The 18,249-nt window shown below is 44.0% G+C and carries 13 protein-coding genes; 4 read left to right on the top strand and 9 right to left on the bottom strand.

All coding sequences use genetic code 11. The features are described 5' to 3' along the window. Positions 1–71 precede the first annotated feature (71 nt). Positions 72–704 (bottom strand): 23S rRNA (uridine(2552)-2'-O)-methyltransferase RlmE, encoded by a 633-nt coding sequence (gene rlmE / locus VJY63_RS01325; RefSeq protein WP_324047876.1) that lies wholly within the window; start codon positions 702–704, stop codon positions 72–74. A 103-nt stretch (positions 705–807) separates the two neighbouring features. Between rlmE and VJY63_RS01320 the strand changes: the two genes are divergently transcribed. Continuing rightward, positions 808–1,119 (top strand): YhbY family RNA-binding protein, encoded by a 312-nt coding sequence (locus VJY63_RS01320; RefSeq protein ID WP_324047874.1) that lies wholly within the window; start codon positions 808–810, stop codon positions 1,117–1,119. 80 nt (positions 1,120–1,199) lie between these two features. Here the strand turns inward: VJY63_RS01320 and greA are convergent, their stop codons facing one another. The 4 genes from greA to dapB form a co-directional block, all read right to left on the bottom strand. Then, entirely contained in the window at positions 1,200–1,679 is a 480-nt protein-coding gene (gene greA, locus VJY63_RS01315; protein ID WP_324047872.1) for a transcription elongation factor GreA, read from the bottom strand. 2 nt (positions 1,680–1,681) lie between these two features. Further along, a complete protein-coding gene (gene carB, locus VJY63_RS01310; protein ID WP_324047871.1) occupies positions 1,682–4,903 on the bottom strand; it encodes a carbamoyl-phosphate synthase large subunit in 3,222 nt (1,073 codons plus the stop codon). 26 nt (positions 4,904–4,929) lie between these two features. After that, positions 4,930–6,087, bottom strand: coding sequence for a glutamine-hydrolyzing carbamoyl-phosphate synthase small subunit (gene carA / locus VJY63_RS01305; protein WP_324047869.1), 1,158 nt, complete (start codon positions 6,085–6,087; stop codon positions 4,930–4,932). Between the two features lie 197 nt (positions 6,088–6,284). Further along, complete coding sequence (gene dapB / locus VJY63_RS01300; protein WP_324047867.1) at positions 6,285–7,088, bottom strand: 4-hydroxy-tetrahydrodipicolinate reductase; 804 nt, start codon at positions 7,086–7,088, stop codon at positions 6,285–6,287. Between the two features lie 104 nt (positions 7,089–7,192). Between dapB and VJY63_RS01295 the strand changes: the two genes are divergently transcribed. Both VJY63_RS01295 and VJY63_RS01290 read left to right on the top strand, forming a co-directional pair. Then, complete coding sequence (locus VJY63_RS01295) at positions 7,193–8,857, top strand: HD domain-containing phosphohydrolase (RefSeq protein ID WP_324047865.1); 1,665 nt, start codon at positions 7,193–7,195, stop codon at positions 8,855–8,857. Between the two features lie 2 nt (positions 8,858–8,859). Beyond that, positions 8,860–9,630 (top strand): 3',5'-cyclic-nucleotide phosphodiesterase, encoded by a 771-nt coding sequence (locus tag VJY63_RS01290; RefSeq protein WP_324047863.1) that lies wholly within the window; start codon positions 8,860–8,862, stop codon positions 9,628–9,630. A 292-nt stretch (positions 9,631–9,922) separates the two neighbouring features. On the opposite strand, the gene VJY63_RS01285 is transcribed toward VJY63_RS01290, so the two are convergent. Beyond that, positions 9,923–11,659 carry a methyl-accepting chemotaxis protein gene (locus tag VJY63_RS01285; RefSeq protein WP_324047861.1) on the bottom strand — a complete coding sequence of 579 codons (1,737 nt, stop codon included), beginning with the start codon at positions 11,657–11,659 and terminating at the stop codon, positions 9,923–9,925. Positions 11,660–12,166: 507 nt separating this feature from the next. Next, a complete protein-coding gene (gene radA, locus VJY63_RS01280) occupies positions 12,167–13,540 on the bottom strand; it encodes a DNA repair protein RadA (protein WP_324047859.1) in 1,374 nt (457 codons plus the stop codon). A gap of 84 nt (positions 13,541–13,624) precedes the next feature. On the opposite strand from radA, the gene VJY63_RS01275 reads away from it, so the two are divergent. Continuing rightward, the gene (locus VJY63_RS01275) at positions 13,625–14,896 is read left to right on the top strand and encodes an O-acetylhomoserine aminocarboxypropyltransferase/cysteine synthase family protein (RefSeq protein WP_324047857.1); all 1,272 of its coding nucleotides are present in this window, start codon (positions 13,625–13,627) and stop codon (positions 14,894–14,896) included. Between the two features lie 70 nt (positions 14,897–14,966). Here the strand turns inward: VJY63_RS01275 and VJY63_RS01270 are convergent, their stop codons facing one another. After that, positions 14,967–17,060: a hypothetical protein gene (locus VJY63_RS01270; protein ID WP_324047855.1), complete on the bottom strand. Its 2,094-nt coding sequence runs from the start codon at positions 17,058–17,060 to the stop codon at positions 14,967–14,969. 72 nt (positions 17,061–17,132) lie between these two features. Next, the gene (gene hemE, locus VJY63_RS01265) at positions 17,133–18,203 is read right to left on the bottom strand and encodes a uroporphyrinogen decarboxylase (RefSeq protein ID WP_324047854.1); all 1,071 of its coding nucleotides are present in this window, start codon (positions 18,201–18,203) and stop codon (positions 17,133–17,135) included. Positions 18,204–18,249: the final 46 nt, after the last annotated feature.

Here is an 18,249-nt window from a genome sequence, read left to right as displayed (position 1 = left end):
ACAATTCCATTTATTCTTTATATCGCTGCGATAGCTAGATTGCGTCACCTGTCAATCGTTCAACAAATTATTCAACCTTTATAGCCTCGGGCCAATAAATAAACTTCGCGTGATCTAGCTCTAGATGCTGCTGGTTTGCGTGCTAAAACTTTAGTAAAACGATTGCGTAATAGTTTCAAATACTCTTCATAACCTTCACCTTGAAATACTTTGGCTAATAAATCACCGCCAGGTTTAAGCACTTGTTCAGCAAGGTCTAACGCCAATTCAACCAAATACATTGCTTTGGGCTGATCGATAGCATTCATTCCACTTAGATTGGGTGCCATGTCAGAAATTACAAGGTCTGCTTGTTTGCCTTGCATGGCGTTTAATAAAGTTTCTAACACGTCTTCTTCGGTAAAATCACCTTGAATAAACTCTACATCGGGTACAGCATCCATGGGTAAAATATCTGAAGCAAGAATTTTACCTTGGCTACCTAGCCGTTCAGAAAGAAGTTGTGACCAGCCACCTGGCGCAGAACCTAAATCTATCACGGTCATGCCCGCCCGAAAGAGCCGGTCTTTATCATCAATTTCCGCCAGTTTATAAGTGGCGCGTGAACGGTAACCGTCTTTTTGTGCTTTTTGCACCCAGACATCATCTACGTGCTCTTTTAACCAAGCTGCACTCGTTTTTGAACGTGCCACAAACAACCTCATAAAAAATTAGCCACCTTAAAGGATGACCTAAGCCACTCTCTGGCACTAGAATAGGCGAACCAGCAATTGCTGCCATTAATTAACTAAAGCTGAGTAGATTAACATGAGCCTGAAAGGCACACAAAAGAAAGAACTAAGAGCGCTAGGCCACAGCCTAAACCCTGTTGTGTTAGTTGCTGAAAATGGATTGTCCGAAGGCGTTGTTAAAGAAGCGGATCGTGCCATAACCGACCATGAACTTATTAAAATACGTTTTAATATGGATGATCGTGATGAGCGCCGTGCAATGATGGCAGAATTAGCCAATAAGCTACGTGCTGAACTGGTACAAACTATCGGTAAAATAGGGCTTTACTACCGTGCTGCCCGCAAACCGAACCCTAAGCTTTCTAACTTGTTACGTTTTGCTGAGTAAGCATTATTCGCTGCAACTGAATTAATACGCATGAAAAACCGCAACACATTGAGTGTTGCGGTTTTTTTAGCTAATTGTGCCTATTCGCCGTAACGAATGTTACCAATCTCGTACTCAACATCACCCCTTGGGGTTTTAATGTGAGCAACATCACCTTCTTCTTTGCCAATCAAGCCACGCGCAATCGGTGAAGAGTAAGAGATTTTACCTATATTTACATTGGCTTCATCTTCACCAACAATGGTGTAGGTCACCGCTTCGTCAGTATCTAGGTTAATCAAGTTAACCGTTACACCAAACACAACCTTGCCCACTTTGGGTAAAGTTGTAACGTCAATCACTTGGGCGTTCGACAACTTGCCTTCAATTTCTTGAATACGGCCTTCAATAAAACCTTGCTGTTCACGTGCCGCATGGTATTCCGCATTCTCTTTAAGGTCGCCGTGCTCACGCGCTTCAGCAATCGCAGCAATTACCTGTGGACGCTCTACGCTTTTGAGCTGGGTTAGCTCTTCACGTAAATTGCTTTCACCTGCCACTGTCATTGGACTTTTTTGCATGACTAAACTTCTCCTTTGTGCAGATCCTGCAAGCGGCGTACTTGAACATTCATACCGTACTCAAGTGCTTGGCACAGGGCTGCAGCTCCAGCTAGGGTGGTGCTGTAAGGTACTTTGTGTTGCAATGCTGCACGACGAATACCAGCAGAATCCGTAGTTGCTTGGCGACCTTCGGTAGTATTAACGATGTAAACAATCTCATCATTTTTAACTTTATCCACTATGTGTGGACGGCCTTCTGCCACTTTATTGACTATTTCTGCTTCATAGCCCGCAGCTTTCAATATTGCTGCCGTGCCACTGGTTGCCACCAGCTTGTAACCTAGTTTATGTAAAGATGCAGCCACTTCAGCAACAAAAGGTTTGTCAGCTTCACGGACTGAAAGAAAAGCACGACCACCCGCTTTAGGCATTTTTTCACCCGCGCCTAATTGTGCTTTCATAAAGGCTTCAGCAAAGGTCACACCGCTACCCATGACTTCGCCCGTTGACTTCATTTCTGGGCCGAGTATTGGGTCAACACCTTGGAATTTATTGAAAGGAAAAACGGCTTCTTTAACGCTAAAGAAAGGTGGAATGATTTCTTTTTCAAAACCCTGTTCTTTTAAGCTAGTACCTGCCATACAACGCGCGGCAATTTGTGCTAGCGAAATACCAATACACTTAGAAATAAAAGGCACAGTACGTGAAGCACGCGGATTAACTTCAATAACGTAAATGATGTCATCTTGGTAAGCTAGCTGTACGTTCATTAAGCCAACTACGCCTAACTCACGCGCCATTTTAGCAATGATGACACGCATCCTATCCTGTACTTCGGCAGGCAAAGAATAGGGTGGTAAGGAACAAGCTGAGTCACCTGAGTGAACTCCCGCTTGTTCGATGTGTTGCATAATGCCGCCAATGACGACATCTTTACCATCACACACCGCATCAACATCAATTTCAATCGCTGCGTTTAAGAAATGGTCAAGCAGCACTGGACTATCATTAGAAACTTTAACAGCACTGGTTAGGTAGCGCTCTAGTTCTTCTGGACCGTAAACAATTTCCATCGCACGACCACCCAATACATAGGAAGGGCGTACAACGAGCGGATAACCAATAACTTCAGCTTTAGCCAAGGCTTCATCAAAACTGCGTACCGTTGCATTAGGTGGCTGAATTAAACCTAGCTTTTCAATCATTTGCTGAAAGCGTTCACGGTCTTCAGCGCGGTCAATCGCATCAGGTGTTGTGCCAATAATCGGCACACCGGCCGCTTCTAAATCACGTGCCAACTTGAGTGGTGTTTGGCCACCAAACTGAACAATTACGCCTTTAGGCTGTTCTTTATGTACAATTTCTAGCACGTCTTCTAGTGTAACTGGCTCAAAATAGAGGCGGTCAGAAGTGTCGTAGTCAGTCGAAACTGTTTCTGGATTACAGTTAACCATAATGGTTTCATAACCATCATCACGCATCGCCAGCGCAGCGTGTACGCAGCAATAATCAAACTCAATGCCTTGACCAATACGGTTAGGGCCGCCACCTAGCACCATGATTTTATCACGCGTGGAAGGGTTAGCTTCACACTCTTCTTCATAAGTGGAGTACATATAAGCGGTGCTAGAAGCAAACTCTGCTGCACAGGTATCAACACGCTTATACGTTGGGCGCACGTTTAACTGATGACGCAGTTTACGAAAAGAGCTTTCAGACACACCTAATAGTTGTGCTAAACGCGCATCAGAGAAGCCTTTACGTTTTAAGCGGTAAACCTTGTCATAATCTAACTCACCAAAGCCTGTTTTAGCCACTTCAGCTTCTAGGTTAATGAGCTCTTCAATTTGTACTAGGTACCAGTGATCGACGTGTGTTAGGCGGTGAATCTCTTCAAGATCCATACCTGATCTAAAAGCATCACCAATATACCAAATGCGTTCAGCACCGGGGTTTTGTAACTCACGGCGCATATTGGCTAGAGATTCAGGGTTGAAGTTTTCTAGCTTAGGATCTAAACCATTGACACCCACTTCTAGGCCACGCAAGGCTTTTTGCAAAGATTCTTGGAAAGTACGACCAATCGCCATTACTTCACCAACAGACTTCATTTGTGTTGTTAGGCGATCATTAGCTTGAGGGAATTTTTCAAAGGTAAAACGTGGAATTTTAGTGACAACATAGTCAATGGATGGCTCAAAAGACGCGGGCGTAGCACCCCCCGTAATGTCATTTTGTAACTCATCTAGGGTGTAACCTATCGCTAATTTGGCAGCAATTTTAGCAATCGGAAAGCCCGTTGCTTTAGAAGCTAATGCTGACGAACGAGATACGCGTGGATTCATTTCGATAACGACCATGCGGCCAGTATCAGGACAGATACCAAACTGCACGTTAGAACCGCCCGTTTCTACACCAATTTCACGCAAGACCGCCAAAGAAGCATCGCGCATAATTTGGTATTCTTTATCGGTCAAGGTTTGTGCTGGTGCTACAGTAATCGAATCGCCGGTGTGTACACCCATCGCATCAAAGTTTTCAATGGCACACACAATAATGCAGTTGTCATTTTTGTCACGCACTACTTCCATTTCGTATTCTTTCCAACCAATCAACGACTCATCAATCAGCAGCTCTTTAGTCGGCGAAAGGTCTAAACCACGTAGGCAGATTTCTTCAAATTCTTCTTTGTTATAAGCAATACCACCACCCGAACCACCCATAGTAAAGGAAGGACGAATAATGCAAGGAAAGCCTAAATCACCTTGCACCTGCCAAGCTTCTTCCATGCTGTGCGCTATTTTGGCACGCGGGCATTCTAGGCCAATTTTTTTCATTGCTGTATCAAAGCGCTGACGATCTTCGGCTTTATCAATCGTATCTGCATTAGCGCCAATCATTTCTACGCCGTATTTTTCTAGTACGCCGTATTTTTCTAAATCTAACGCACAGTTCAATGCTGTCTGACCACCCATTGTTGGTAACAGTGCATCGGGGCGTTCTTTTTCAATGATTTTTTCGACAACTTCCCAAAGGATAGGCTCGATGTAAGTCGCATCGGCCATCACTGGATCGGTCATAATCGTTGCTGGGTTAGAGTTAACTAAAATAACGCGATAACCCTCTTCACGCAGCGCTTTACAGGCTTGAGCGCCTGAGTAATCGAATTCACAGGCCTGACCAATAACAATTGGCCCAGCACCTAGGATCAGTATGCTTTTAATATCGGTACGTTTTGGCATGACGTTCTCTATATCTTTCGTCGGGTTCAGGCAGCTTGGTTCTTGCGGGCTTGAATCAGCTGAATAAAGCGATCAAACAAAGGCGCAACATCCTGTGGGCCAGGGCTGGCTTCTGGATGACCCTGAAAGCTAAACGCGGCTTTATCGGTGCGCTCTATGCCCTGCAAAGTGCCATCAAAAAGTGATTTATGCGTCGCACGAAGGTTGGCAGGCAGTGTGGCTTCATCAACGGCAAAACCGTGATTTTGACTGGTAATCATCACTAGGCCGGTGTCTAGGTTTTGTACTGGATGGTTCGCACCGTGATGGCCATGTGGCATTTTTACTGTTTGTGCGCCAGAGGCTAACGCCAATAACTGGTGACCTAAACAAATACCAAACACAGGCACTTGGGTTTCCAAAATTTCAGCAATGGCTTTAATTGCATAATCGCAAGGCTGAGGATCCCCCGGGCCGTTAGACAAAAACACGCCGTCTGGCTTCATGGCTAATACTTCAGCAGCCGTTGTTTGTGCTGGTACTAAGGTGATACGGCAACCGCGACTGGCAAGCATTCTTAAAATATTAAACTTCACCCCATAGTCATAAGCGACTACATGGTAAGGCTGCTGGCTTTCGTCTAGTTGTGCATAACCTTGACCCAAAGTCCACTCACCTTCTGTCCAGTTTTGGATGGTTTTGGTAGTGACTTCTTTTGCCAAGTCCATGCCTTTTAGACCTGGAAAATTACGTGCAGCAGCCAAAGCAATATCGGCTGCATTTGCAACCGCTGCCGCTTCACCCGCTAAAATACAGCCACTTAGCGAACCTTTGTCACGCAAAATACGGGTCAAACGGCGCGTATCTATGTCACCAATGGCAACCAATTGGTTTTGTTGCAAGTAATCTTGCAAAGGCATTTCACTACGAAAATTACTGGCCATTAATGGCAAATCACGAATGATTAATCCGGCAGCACCCATAGAAGCCGATTCTATATCTTCAGCGTTGATGCCAGTATTGCCAATATGAGGGTAAGTCAAGGTTACTAGCTGACGGGTATAAGAAGGGTCGGTCAGTATTTCTTGGTAGCCGGTCATGGCTGTGTTAAACACCACTTCACCGACAGTTTGTCCGTCAGCACCAATAGCAACGCCACGGAAAATACTACCATCTTCAAGGGCCAGAATAGCGGGTCTGGTCAAAACAGTTTCCTCCCATAAAAGGCTTTCAGCAGGGTCGTTTGAGTACGACCGATACCGATTTTGGGTTGCAAAAAAGCGAGATGAACTGGTGTCCATCCCGCTTTTTTATATAATTTGGTAGGTAAGCTTATGCCCTAAGTTCGGACGCTCATCTAAATAATTCTACCGCAAAAACGTTAGAAAGGTCTACCACCAAATCACTTTAAGTTCAGTACATCTTGCATATCATAAAGACCTGCCGACTTGCTTTCTAGCCAACTGGCAGCCCTTACCGCGCCTTTGGCAAAGGTCATACGACTAGACGCCTTGTGTGTAATTTCAACGCGCTCGCCTTCATTGCCAAACACGACCGTATGATCGCCTACCACATCGCCTACGCGCATTGTTGCAAAGCCAATCGTTTCGGGTTTACGCGCACCGGTGTGGCCTTCTCTGCCATACACAGCCACGTCTTTTAAGTTACGCCCCAGTGCTTTGGCGACCACTTCGCCCATGCCTAAAGCCGTACCAGAAGGCGCATCGACTTTATGGCGGTGATGCGCTTCAACAATTTCAACATCGTAATCATCGCCCAACGCAGCAGCGGCTAATGCCAATAAACGAAAGCACACGTTAACGCCTACGCTCATGTTTGGTGCAAATACCACTGGCACTTTTTCTGCAGCCGCAGCCAGCACAGCTTTGTCGCTGTCACTTAACCCCGTCGTGCCAATGACCATTGCTTTACCATTAACCGCACAAAAATCCGCATTAGCCAGCGTAACGGCTGGTGTTGTAAAATCAATTAATAGATCAAAATCGTTAACCACTTTTTCTAATGAGTCGGTGACTTGAATCGCATTTTTGCCGATGCCTGCCAATTCGCCTAAATCGACACCCACTAAGCTAGAGTTGGGTTCAACAATGCCTGCTGCTAAGGTAACTTGAGTACTTTCGCTTACTGCCTGTATTAAGGTTTTACCCATGCGGCCACCCGCACCCATGATTGCAACTCTGACCATGATTTTCTCCATAGAATTTTACAAAGTTTAAATACTTGGCATTATACTTGAAATTTGCCAGTCTTAGGCATCCAAGACCTAGCAGCCTTTAATCAAGGATCAATATGTTACCTAAGCTTTCTTCTAACCCTAGCTATGAGCGTATTAAGCGTTTAAACACCATAGGGATTGCGTTGTCAGCACAAAAAGATCAGACCAAGCTGCTGGAAATGATTCTTAACAGTGCCCGAGAATTGACACAGGCCGACGCTGGCACGCTGTATATGATGGAGCCGAATAATGATTCACTGCGCTTTGTTATGGTTCATAACGACCCGCTTAATATTCATTTGGGTGGCAGCGGCAAACCTGTTGGCGATAACTTTCCATTAATTCCATTACATCTAGCGGATGGCTTACCCAATAAGCGCATGATTGTGGCTTGGTCGGTATTAAACAAAACGACTGTGCGTATTAAAGACGCTTACCATGAAGAAGGATTTGATTTTTCTGGTACACGCGCTTTTGATGCAAAAACAGGCTATCGATCTCAGTCATTTTTAACCATTCCATTGCTTAATCACGAAGGTGAAGTTATTGCTGCTTTGCAGCTACTTAATAAATGCGATAATAATGGCTTAACTATAGCATTTGATGAAAGCGACCAAGATGTTGCTGAATCCTTAGCATCACAAGCTGCTGTTGCACTGACTAACCGGCGTTTAATTGATGAGCTGCGTACTTTATTTGATAGTTTTGCTCAGGTTATTGCTAGTGCGATTGACGCTAAGTCACCGCATACCGGCGCACATTGCCGCCGTGTTCCTGAAGCCACACTCATGCTTGCTGAAGCCGCCAATGGTGCTGAATTTCCTGGGTTAGAAGGTTTTAGCATGACTGACGAAGACCGTTATGAGCTAAAAACTGCGGCTTGGCTACATGACTGCGGGAAGGTAATTACACCGCATCACATTATGGAAAAGTCCACTAAGCTAGAAACCATTGTTGACCGTATTCATTCCATAGCAGACCGTTTTGAAATTTTACGCCGTGACTTAGAAATTGCTAAATTAAAAGAAGAGCTAACTGCTGCTAAACAAGGTGCTGCATTAAACGCCGAGCGTTTAGATTTTTATGCACAACTTGAAACACAACTGGCTGATAGTCTGGCATTCTTACAAGTTGCCAATACGGGAGGTGAGTTTATAGCGGATGAAAAAATAGCCAGAATCCTACGTTTAAGTGAGCAAGGCTGGATAGACTTAAAAGGTCAACACCATACTTTGCTTAACGAGGATGAAGTGATGAACCTTTCGATTCGGCGTGGCACACTTAACCGCGCAGAGCGCGCCATTATGGAAGGTCACATGGTGCACACCTTGGCAATGTTGGAACAGTTGCCTTTTCCACGCCATTTACAGCGCGTTCCTGAATATGCCGGTGGGCATCATGAACGCATGGATGGTAAAGGTTATCCACGAGGACTAACCCGCGAACAAATGTCGATACCTGCAAGAATTATGGGTATAGCCGATGTTTTTGAAGCCTTAACTGCCCATGAAAGACCCTATAAAAAACCCATGCCTTTGTCGCAAGCTTTAGCCATTATGGGGCGTATGGTCGAAGATCATCACCTTGACCCAGATATCTTTACTTTATTTGTTTACAAGGGTGTTTACCTTGATTACGCTAAAAAACATTTGCAACCCGAGCAAATAGACACCATCGACATAAATACCCTACCAGGCATTAACTTTGAATCAATCAACAAAATCGTAGCAAGGAGCTAAGTGTGAAGGTAGAAATTTTAGGTTGTAGTGGTGGTATGGGCGCTGGGCAATACACTACTTGCTATCGACTGAATGAACACATTTTACTTGATGCTGGTACAGGTTTAGGCACGCTTAATCATGAAGAACAGTTAAAAATTAAGCATATTTTTTTAACCCATTCACACATGGATCATATTTGTTTTTTACCGCTACTGATCGACAACCTTTTTGAGCAGCTAAAAGAACCCATTCAGGTTTATGCCTTGCCCGAAGTATTAGCAACACTGCGTGAGCATATTTTTAACTGGAAAATTTGGCCTGATTTTTCGACACTTCCCAATGAAATAACACCCGTTGTGAAGTTCAATGCCGTTACGCCCTATCAGCCAGTCGTCATTAATGAACTAACTTTAACGGCTTTTCCTGTTGAGCACATTGTTCCTACTTGCGGTTATCATGTGGTTGATACACAACAGAAAACCTTCGCATTTACTAGCGACACCACTTATGGTGAACGGCTTTTAAAAGAAATCAATCAGCTAGGCACATTAGATGTATTAATGACAGAATGTGCCTTCCCAGACCGCTTGTTAAGCCTAGCTAAAGTATCCAAACACCTTACCCCTTCGCTGCTGAATGCGTTTATTAATGCATTGGGGCATCAACCTAAACAGGTATGGCTATCACATTTAAAACCTAGCCAAACTGAAGAAATTAAAGCCGAACTTGCCCAGTTAGATTTACAAACCAAGATACACCTACTTGAATCGGGTGAGTTGTTAGCGATTTAAATTGCATTAATGCATGATCACCTTAGAGTAAGATCTTTAAAAGTTACTAGAAAAGCCTGATAAAAAAACTTTTTCCTATAAACTGTTATTTCAGGCAATAAATAAATCTGATTAATTACCAGTAAATTTAATACCTAAAGCATTATACAATTACAATAGCCAAAACCTTAAAAATACAACAGATTAAATATAATTGATGAAAAGCATTGAATAAGAAGAATCCTAAGTGCTACAAAAAAATACTGCCACCCTTCTGGATAACAGTGTTTTTTTGCTCTAGTGCTTTTTAACATCAAATCTTGAAATAAGCTGCGCTCTGGTTAAGGCTTTGCATATTTTCCACCAGCTCATTGGCTGACTCAGCAATATGTTGCGATGAAGCTAGTGATTCATGGGATACATCGGCAATTGCCTGAATATCAGCTGTGATTTGATCCGCAGTTGATGACATTCCATCAATAGAGGTCCTATTTTGGGTGACATGCTCTTGCAGTAGTTGAATTGAAGAAATGATTTTGGTGAAGGATTGAGCTGTATCTTGTGAGATTTCTTTGCCCTCTTCTGCACTGGAGGAAACCTTAACCATCGAATCTATAACCTGATTAACACTCTCTTGCATACTACCAATAATTGTATTGATTTCGTGAGTTGCTTGGGTGCTACGTTCCGCAAGGCTACGGACTTCATCTGCAACGACAGCAAATCCTCGCCCAGCTTCACCGGCACGGGCCGCTTCAATGGCTGCATTTAGGGCCAGCAGGTTTGTTTGTTCAGCAATACTGGAGATGATGCTGACAACTTCCTGCACCTGATTGGCTTTTACCTCAAGTGTGCTTGCCTGATCTGAAGCCAGTGTCACATATTTGAAAATATCATCCATCGATTTGGTGGATTGGCTGACTTTAGTGCCACCAGCCTCTGCAAGCTCAAGGGCTTCCATCGCACTCTTTTCTACGCTGTTAACATTATCAGCTATTTCACTGGCTGTTTGTGCCATTTCTATTGAAGCTGAAGCAATCAGGGTAACCCGCTCTGACTGAGCTGCCATACCTGTGCTGAGTTGTTCAGAAGCATTACTCAGTTGGTCTGCCACTGCCGATACACTTTGTGTTCCCTGTTGAGCAACACCAAGAACTTCACGTAACTTACGACTGACGGCCTGCATGGAAGCTGCTACCCCACTTCTCTTCTGGTTATCCACGTCTAGGTAACCTTCTGCCTGACGCTGGGCTATTTTATTCAACAGACTAGGTTCAGCACCAAGCTGCTGCTGAGAGTATCGCCAAGCCAGTGCCAGTGCGGTCCCTAAAATTAAAAAAGTCATAAGGCAAATAAACAAAAGAATATAGAGCCAAGTTTGTGCTTGTTTTTGTGCGTCCTGAACGGCTGTTGATGTCCGCTCATCCAGCATGGATAAGAACTGGTTAACCGGCTCCATAATACGTGCTTTTTCGTTGTGATAAGCCTGATTGTGCATCATGGTAATGGCTGTTGCCTGATCGGGTTCACCTCTAATTGTAAACTTCCCTTGAGCATCCTCGAAAAGTCCTTTAACGGCATTCATAGCTACCGTTTCAGTTTTAATTAAAGTATTCGAGTTATCTTCAGCCTTATTAAGTAAAGCAAACTCCTCTGGGGTAAATCCGGATTTTTCCATTAAATTATGCAAAGATGCTTGGATACCTGTGCGTGCGACTGGAATATCCGCGGCTTCAAAATCCCAGAAAATACGTTCGGGATACTCAGGACGTGGTTTATTACCATTACGTATATCCAGTATTTCAGAATACTGTTTTTCCCATTTGGAATCGGCTGTAACTACGTAGGTTCTTGCAAGGCGGGTTAAGTCATCTGAGCTTTGGCGAAGTTCATCAGCCAGAAGGTAGGATTGGTATCGCAGAGCACTGGCTTTGGCCTGCTCTTCATTTGCTGCCTGCAACTTGAGTATGGCCAGAAATAAGATTAATAACATAGCTGCTATCAGACAGCTTAGCCCAATATACATACCTTTTAAGGACCGAATATTCATGAGTTTTCCTTTTCTTTGTAGTAAATGAATCCAAATACAGAGATTGGTTTAATCTGCATCTGAACTTTTTTTATAGTAATAATAACCTATGTTGTTATTGTTTTTTATATTTGTTTTTTTACAGAAATCCTCAAATGCAGTCCTGCTGAACTGAACCGAAAGACGTTCCAAATAGCTTGCTAGACTCTTATTATAATATTATATATTTACTATTATCTATCAATATTTTTAAGAGGTAATCAATTATCAGGCCATGCAGTTATCTATTTGAATGCTTTATCTGTATCAATCTCTGCTACTTTTTCACCTCCAGCAAGCCTCTTTATTAGCACTATTATTTCTTACTGAATTACAGGACTGCTAAATTTTGTAGCTGAACCTATACCTTTTAAAAGAGGCAAAGTTTGGGAACTGCGCTAGTCAGCAGCATTTTTTTAAATGAAAATCTTAATAAAATCTCCTAGCCAATTGGTCAGAAAACTAGGCAAAAACATCCATGTTTTTCACTTAAATCGCTTCCAACGCTTCTTTTAGCTTGCTAACACCTATCACCTGCATTCCTGCTGGCATATCTTTAGGCACATTACCTTTGGGTACAATTGCTTTGGTAAAGCCATGCTTGGCGGCTTCTTTTATTCTTTCTTGCCCGCTGGGTACAGGGCGAATCTCACCCGATAAACCAATCTCACCAATCACCATTAGTTCATGCGGCAAGGGTTGATTTTTGAGTGAAGAAACTATTGCCATTACAGCAGCTAAATCGGCGCTGGTTTCTAGCACTTTTATCCCACCCACGACGTTTAAAAACACATCTTGGTCACCCGTAAAAATACCACCATGCCGATGCAGCACAGCCAGTAACATAGATAAGCGGTTAGCATCTAAACCCACGGCTATACGGCGTGGATTACCCAATTGCGACTCATCCACCAATGCTTGCACTTCCACCAACAGCGGTCGTGTACCTTCCCAAGTTGCCATAACCACACTGCCTGCTGCGGGTTCTTCATCACGTGATAAAAAAATGGCCGAAGGGTTTTTAACTTCTTTTAAACCACCTTCTAACATGGCAAACACGCCCAACTCATTGACTGCACCAAAGCGGTTTTTCTGGCCGCGTAATGTACGAAAACGTGAATCACCATCACCCTCTAACAGCAGCGACGCATCAATCATGTGTTCTAAAACTTTTGGCCCAGCTAATGAACCATCTTTAGTGACATGACCCACTAAAAACAACACCGTATGGGTTTGTTTAGCAAAGCGGGTTAAAAACGCTGCTGACTCTCTAACCTGTGATACGCCCCCTGGTGCAGACTGCACATCGCTGACGTGCATGGTTTGAATCGAATCCACAATCAACACCTGTGGTTTTTCTATCTCTGCTACCGCCAGAATACTTTCTACACTGGTTTCAGCCAGCATTTTTAAACCTTGCGTTGGCAAGCCTAACCGCTGCGCCCGTAACGCCACCTGCTGTAAAGATTCTTCACCCGTGACATAAAGCACTTTCATTAATTGCGCTAGCTTACAAGCCGTCTGTAGCAACAAGGTTGATTTGCCTGCACCGGGATGACCACCCAACAAAACAGCTGAACCAGGCACTAAACCACCACCCAGCACTCGGTCAAATTCATTGAAGGTGGTTGAAAACCTTGGTAAATCTTGCAAGTTTATTTCAGAAAGGTCTTGCACCTGTTTAGACAAGCCGCCAGCAAACCCGCTGCGTGCTGAAGAGGTTGGTGTGCTGCGGCTTGTTGCTGCGCCTAAACGTATTTCTTGTACGCTATTCCATTCTTTACAAGCGCCGCATTGACCTTGCCATTTACTGTATTCTGCACCGCATTCTATGCAAACATAGGCGGTTTTTTGTTTTGCCATAACACCCTGCTTTTTTATTGACAGTTATAAAAAACACATTCAATATAACTAAAAGTTAAATCATACCTTGAATAAGGATACACCATGAAACGCGAAACACTTGCGCTACACCATGCTTACGAACCCGATGGCCAACACGCTGTTGCAGTGCCTATTCACCAAACCACGTCATTTAGTTTTGATTCAGCACAACACGCTGCTGATTTATTCGACTTAAAAGTGCCTGGCAATATATATACGCGCATCATGAACCCGACTTGTGGTGTATTAGAGCAGCGCGTAGCTGCATTGGAAGGCGGTATTGCTGGCTTGGCCGTTGCTTCAGGTATGGCTGCGATTACTTACACCATTCAAACGCTTGCCGAAGCGGGTGATAATATTGTTTCTATCAGCGAATTATACGGTGGTACTTACAACCTATTTGCACACACACTACCGCGCCAAGGTATTGAAGTACGTTTTGCAGATAAAAATGATTTAGCGGGTTTAGAAGCGTTAATTGATAAAAAAACCAAAGCCGTTTTTTGTGAATCCATCGGTAATCCTTCTGGTGGCGTGGTTGATATGGAAGGCTTGGTGGAAGTGGCTCACCGTCATGGCGTACCTGTGGTTGTGGATAACACGGTTGCAACGCCTTTTTTATGGCGACCCATTGAACAAGGCGCAGACATTGTTATTCACTCTGCCACTAAATACATTGGTGGACACGGCACAACGCTTGGTGGTGTTATTGTTGATTCGGGTAAGTTCCCGTGGGGTGACAATGCCGAGCGCTTTCCTCTATTAAACCAGCCCGATGCTTCTTATCATGGCGTTAATTATGTAAAAGATGTCGGCGCAGCGGCCTTTATTACCCGTGCCCGCGTTGTACCTTTACGTAATATGGGTGCGGCACTGTCTGCACAAGCGGCTTGGAACTTGTTATTAGGTTTAGAAACCCTTGCCCTGCGTATTGAACGTACTTGTGAAAACACCCAAAAAGTAGCTGAATACTTAAAACAACACGCGCAAGTTGCTTGGGTTAACTATGCCGGTTTAGCTGATCATGCTGACCATGCGTTAGCGCAAAAATACATGGGCGGCAAAGCGTCGGGCATTCTTAGCTTTGGCATTAAAGGCGGTAAAGAAGCTGGCGTGAAATTTTATGATGCGCTGCAATTATTTAATCGCCTAGTGAATATTGGCGATGCCAAAAGCTGCTCTTCAATTCCTGCTTCAACGACTCACCGCCAGCTCAATGCTGAAGAAATGGCCAGCGCAGGTGTTAGCGAAGATATGGTGCGTTTATCGGTAGGTATCGAGCATATTGATGATTTGTTGGCAGATTTAGAACAAGCCCTAACCGCTGCTAAATAAGAATTACAAGGGCAGACCGCCCAAGCATGAACTTTACATACTTGGGCGGCAATCTAACAATAACTAAAATTTAACGCTTAGCGGGTGGTCTCTTTTTATTAGGCGTAACCGGTTTAGCTTCAGGTGCTTTAGTTTCGGGTGCTTTAGTTTCAGCTTCAGGTGCTTTAGCTTCAATAACGGTTGTTTCTTTAATTTCAAGCTGTTGAGTCACTTCTTTAATTTCAACAATCACTTTTCCAGGTGGGCAAGGATCAGGTGTTCCAGCTTTTTTGTTGGGAACATAAGCCGGTGGCTCATCGTGTAAGAAATCAGTTACTGATTCTAAAAAATCGCCCAGCAAGCGTTTACTCACCACAAAGATGTGCCCAACATTTTTTTCAATCGTACGGTTCAAGCCACCACAGGTCATCTGTATATTGCCATCATCTCTGCGTCCCCAACGTTCGCTGGTTCTACAAGAGCCAACGGGTGCAATCGGGTCACGTAAACCACGGTAATCAAACAGCGCCACGTCTGCCATATTTAGCATATCCATATTCACTGGCTTACCGTCTAGCTCTGGATGCTTAGACGGTAGTGCGTATTTACCTTCCCAAATTTCGTTATCTAGGAAGATTTTTTTAATCCACTCGCCGTGCGCCCGCGCTGGGAAACGCGTACCAGAATTCAACCAATGCATAAAAGGTGCTGCATCATCAATTGCGCCGGGGAAGTTGGCACGTGCATAAAAACCTTCGGCTACACTAAAAGCAACGCCTGGTTGAATGGCGTGCATACCCACTTCAATGGTTTGTGGTGGCACGTTGCAGCCAGCATAAAATGTTTGCATCACTTCAGGCGAATAATGCTCACGAATCACATCACGCATGGGTTTATGACCGCTTTCTTCATCATCAAAGAAAATGGGTGCGGTCATCAGTACCACTTGGCGAATTTGTAGCTGACCGCCACTGATGTTGAGTTCTTCGATTCTGCGTGCAAGGTAAGGCATAAATAATGTGCCACCCATGCAATAAGACATCACATCAATGCTTTGTTCAGGATGGCGTTCAATAATCATTTCTAGGTATTTGTCATGCACGGTTTTGCCGTAAAAACTTAAACCTAAATTGGCTTGATCTGGGCCTGGATTACCATAATCAATCATGTAGATGTCATAGCCCTGTTGCAACATACCTTCCACAACAGACTTACCCGGTGCTAAATCAAAAATCTCGCAGCGATTAATCATTGGGCTAGCCATATACAGCGTTCTACCGTTGCGCTTAACGCCTTCAGGTAGTGGGTAATGCCTTAATTTAACCGAATAAAGCTCTGAACCGGCGACCGTTTGCCAATCGCAAGCACCCAAGAAAGACGTTGGTGCTTCAAGCGCAAAACGGCGCACATCAAACGCATCGTGTGCCAGTAGTGCCAAAAGACGCAATTCACAATCAGCCAAATACTTATCATCACTTTGTACACGCTCACCTTCTGGCGTAAGTTTACGATAAGGGTTACGGCGTAGTTTGCTTAATGGCTCGTTAGCAATCACTTGCAGCAAAGAGCGCAATAGCTTTTTCATCGCTCTTAAACGGGTTTGTCCATAGCTGCGGTAACGCCACTCTAGCTGTTGAAAAGCGGCCAAGTGGGTAAGTAACCAAGCCTGACCTGCGGCTTCTGTACAAACACGGTCACACGCTTTACGGTCAAATATTAAACGGTAGCCTTTACGCGTAATGTCATCACGGCCTTCTGCCAACTCTTCAGGGGTAGCTTTTACTTCTTTTGTTAACGACGTTACCAAACGCTTAATCCGCGAAGCATAAAGGGATTCAATACGCAGATTATCATTAGCTACTGGATCAGGATCACGCCCTGCTGCAACAGCTTCTTGTGTTGCTTTGACTAAAGGCTTTAACCAACCTGTAAATAGTTCTTGTGGCACACCAAAAGGTGCAAACACATCACTTTGTTGGTAAGAAGCAGCCATCATGCTTTTTAAAATTTGGCCATTAAAATTGCTGAGCCAATTATTCGTTGTTTTTAAATTAGTTACGTTATCGGCGTGCGTTAAAGCCAGAAAACTTTCTAACTGATCCGCCGTTAAGCGCGGCAGCGGGCTAGCTATCCCTTTCAACATATTAGATAGCACATCAGGCAGCTCATCATTCGTTGTAAACATATTACACACCTCAGGTTACTGGTTACATTTTGTAATATTAGCAAAACCTTAAAACACAATAAAGTCTAGCTTCTACTTCTGACTATGATACGGAATACTCAGCTCATGCACTGAGTCTATTAAAACCTTGGCATGCTCTGGGTTAACAAACTGGTTAATACCGTGACCCAAATTAAAGACATGACCATTGCCTGAACCATAACTTTCTAAAATTCGACCCACTTCAGCACGAATGCCTGCAGGTGGTGCAAATAAAGCGCTGGGATCAAAGTTACCCTGCAAAGCAACGCGATGACCCACTCGCGCCCGCGCATCACTCATTTCGGTTGTCCAGTCTAATCCAAGCGCATCAGCACCCGTTGCTGCCATGTGTTCAAGCCATTGACCGCCGCCTTTAGTAAATAAGATGACGGGTACTTTGCGACCTTCATGCTCACGAATCAGCCCGTGAACAACTTGCTCCATGTACTTTAAAGAAAACTCTAAATAAGCAGGCGTTGACAAAGCACCGCCCCAAGAATCAAAAATTTGTACCGCTTGAGCGCCAGCGCGTATTTGGGCGTTTAAATAATCAGTCACTGTGCGGGCTAATTTATCAAGTAGCTGATGCATTACATCAGGCTGACCGTAAAGCATTGCTTTAGCATGACGGTACTCTTTACTGCCTTGGCCTTCAATCATGTAGGTTGCCAAAGTCCAAGGGCTACCCGAAAAACCAATTAAAGGTACACGGCCGTTTAACTCTTTACGAATGCGACTAACCGCATCGGTGACATAGCTTAGATCACTTGCAATGTTAGGGATGGGCAGGTCTTCTACATCTTTAGCGGTGCGAATCGTCTTTTTAAAACGTGGGCCTTCACCCGTTTCAAAATATAGCCCTAAACCCATTGCATCAGGAATGGTTAGAATGTCTGAAAATAAAATAGCAGCATCTAAATCGAAACGCTCTAAAGGCTGTAAAGTTACTTCACAGGCTAAATCTGTATTACGGCATAAATCCATGAACGTGCCTGCTTCCTTGCGTGTTGCCAAATATTCTGGCAAATAACGCCCTGCTTGGCGCATCATCCAAACGGGTGTTACATCAACAGATTCACGATTAAGTGCACGTAGAAAACGATCATTTTTTAATTCAGACATGAAACTTTCCTAAATAATAATTGACTTAAAAACCACTTTGTTTATA

The organism is Marinospirillum sp., from assembly GCF_035271045.1.
Taxonomy (GTDB): Bacteria; Pseudomonadota; Gammaproteobacteria; order Pseudomonadales; family Halomonadaceae; genus Marinospirillum.
The sequence above is the reverse complement of the archived record's forward strand: the minus strand, read 5'-3'. Positions and strand labels throughout refer to the sequence as shown.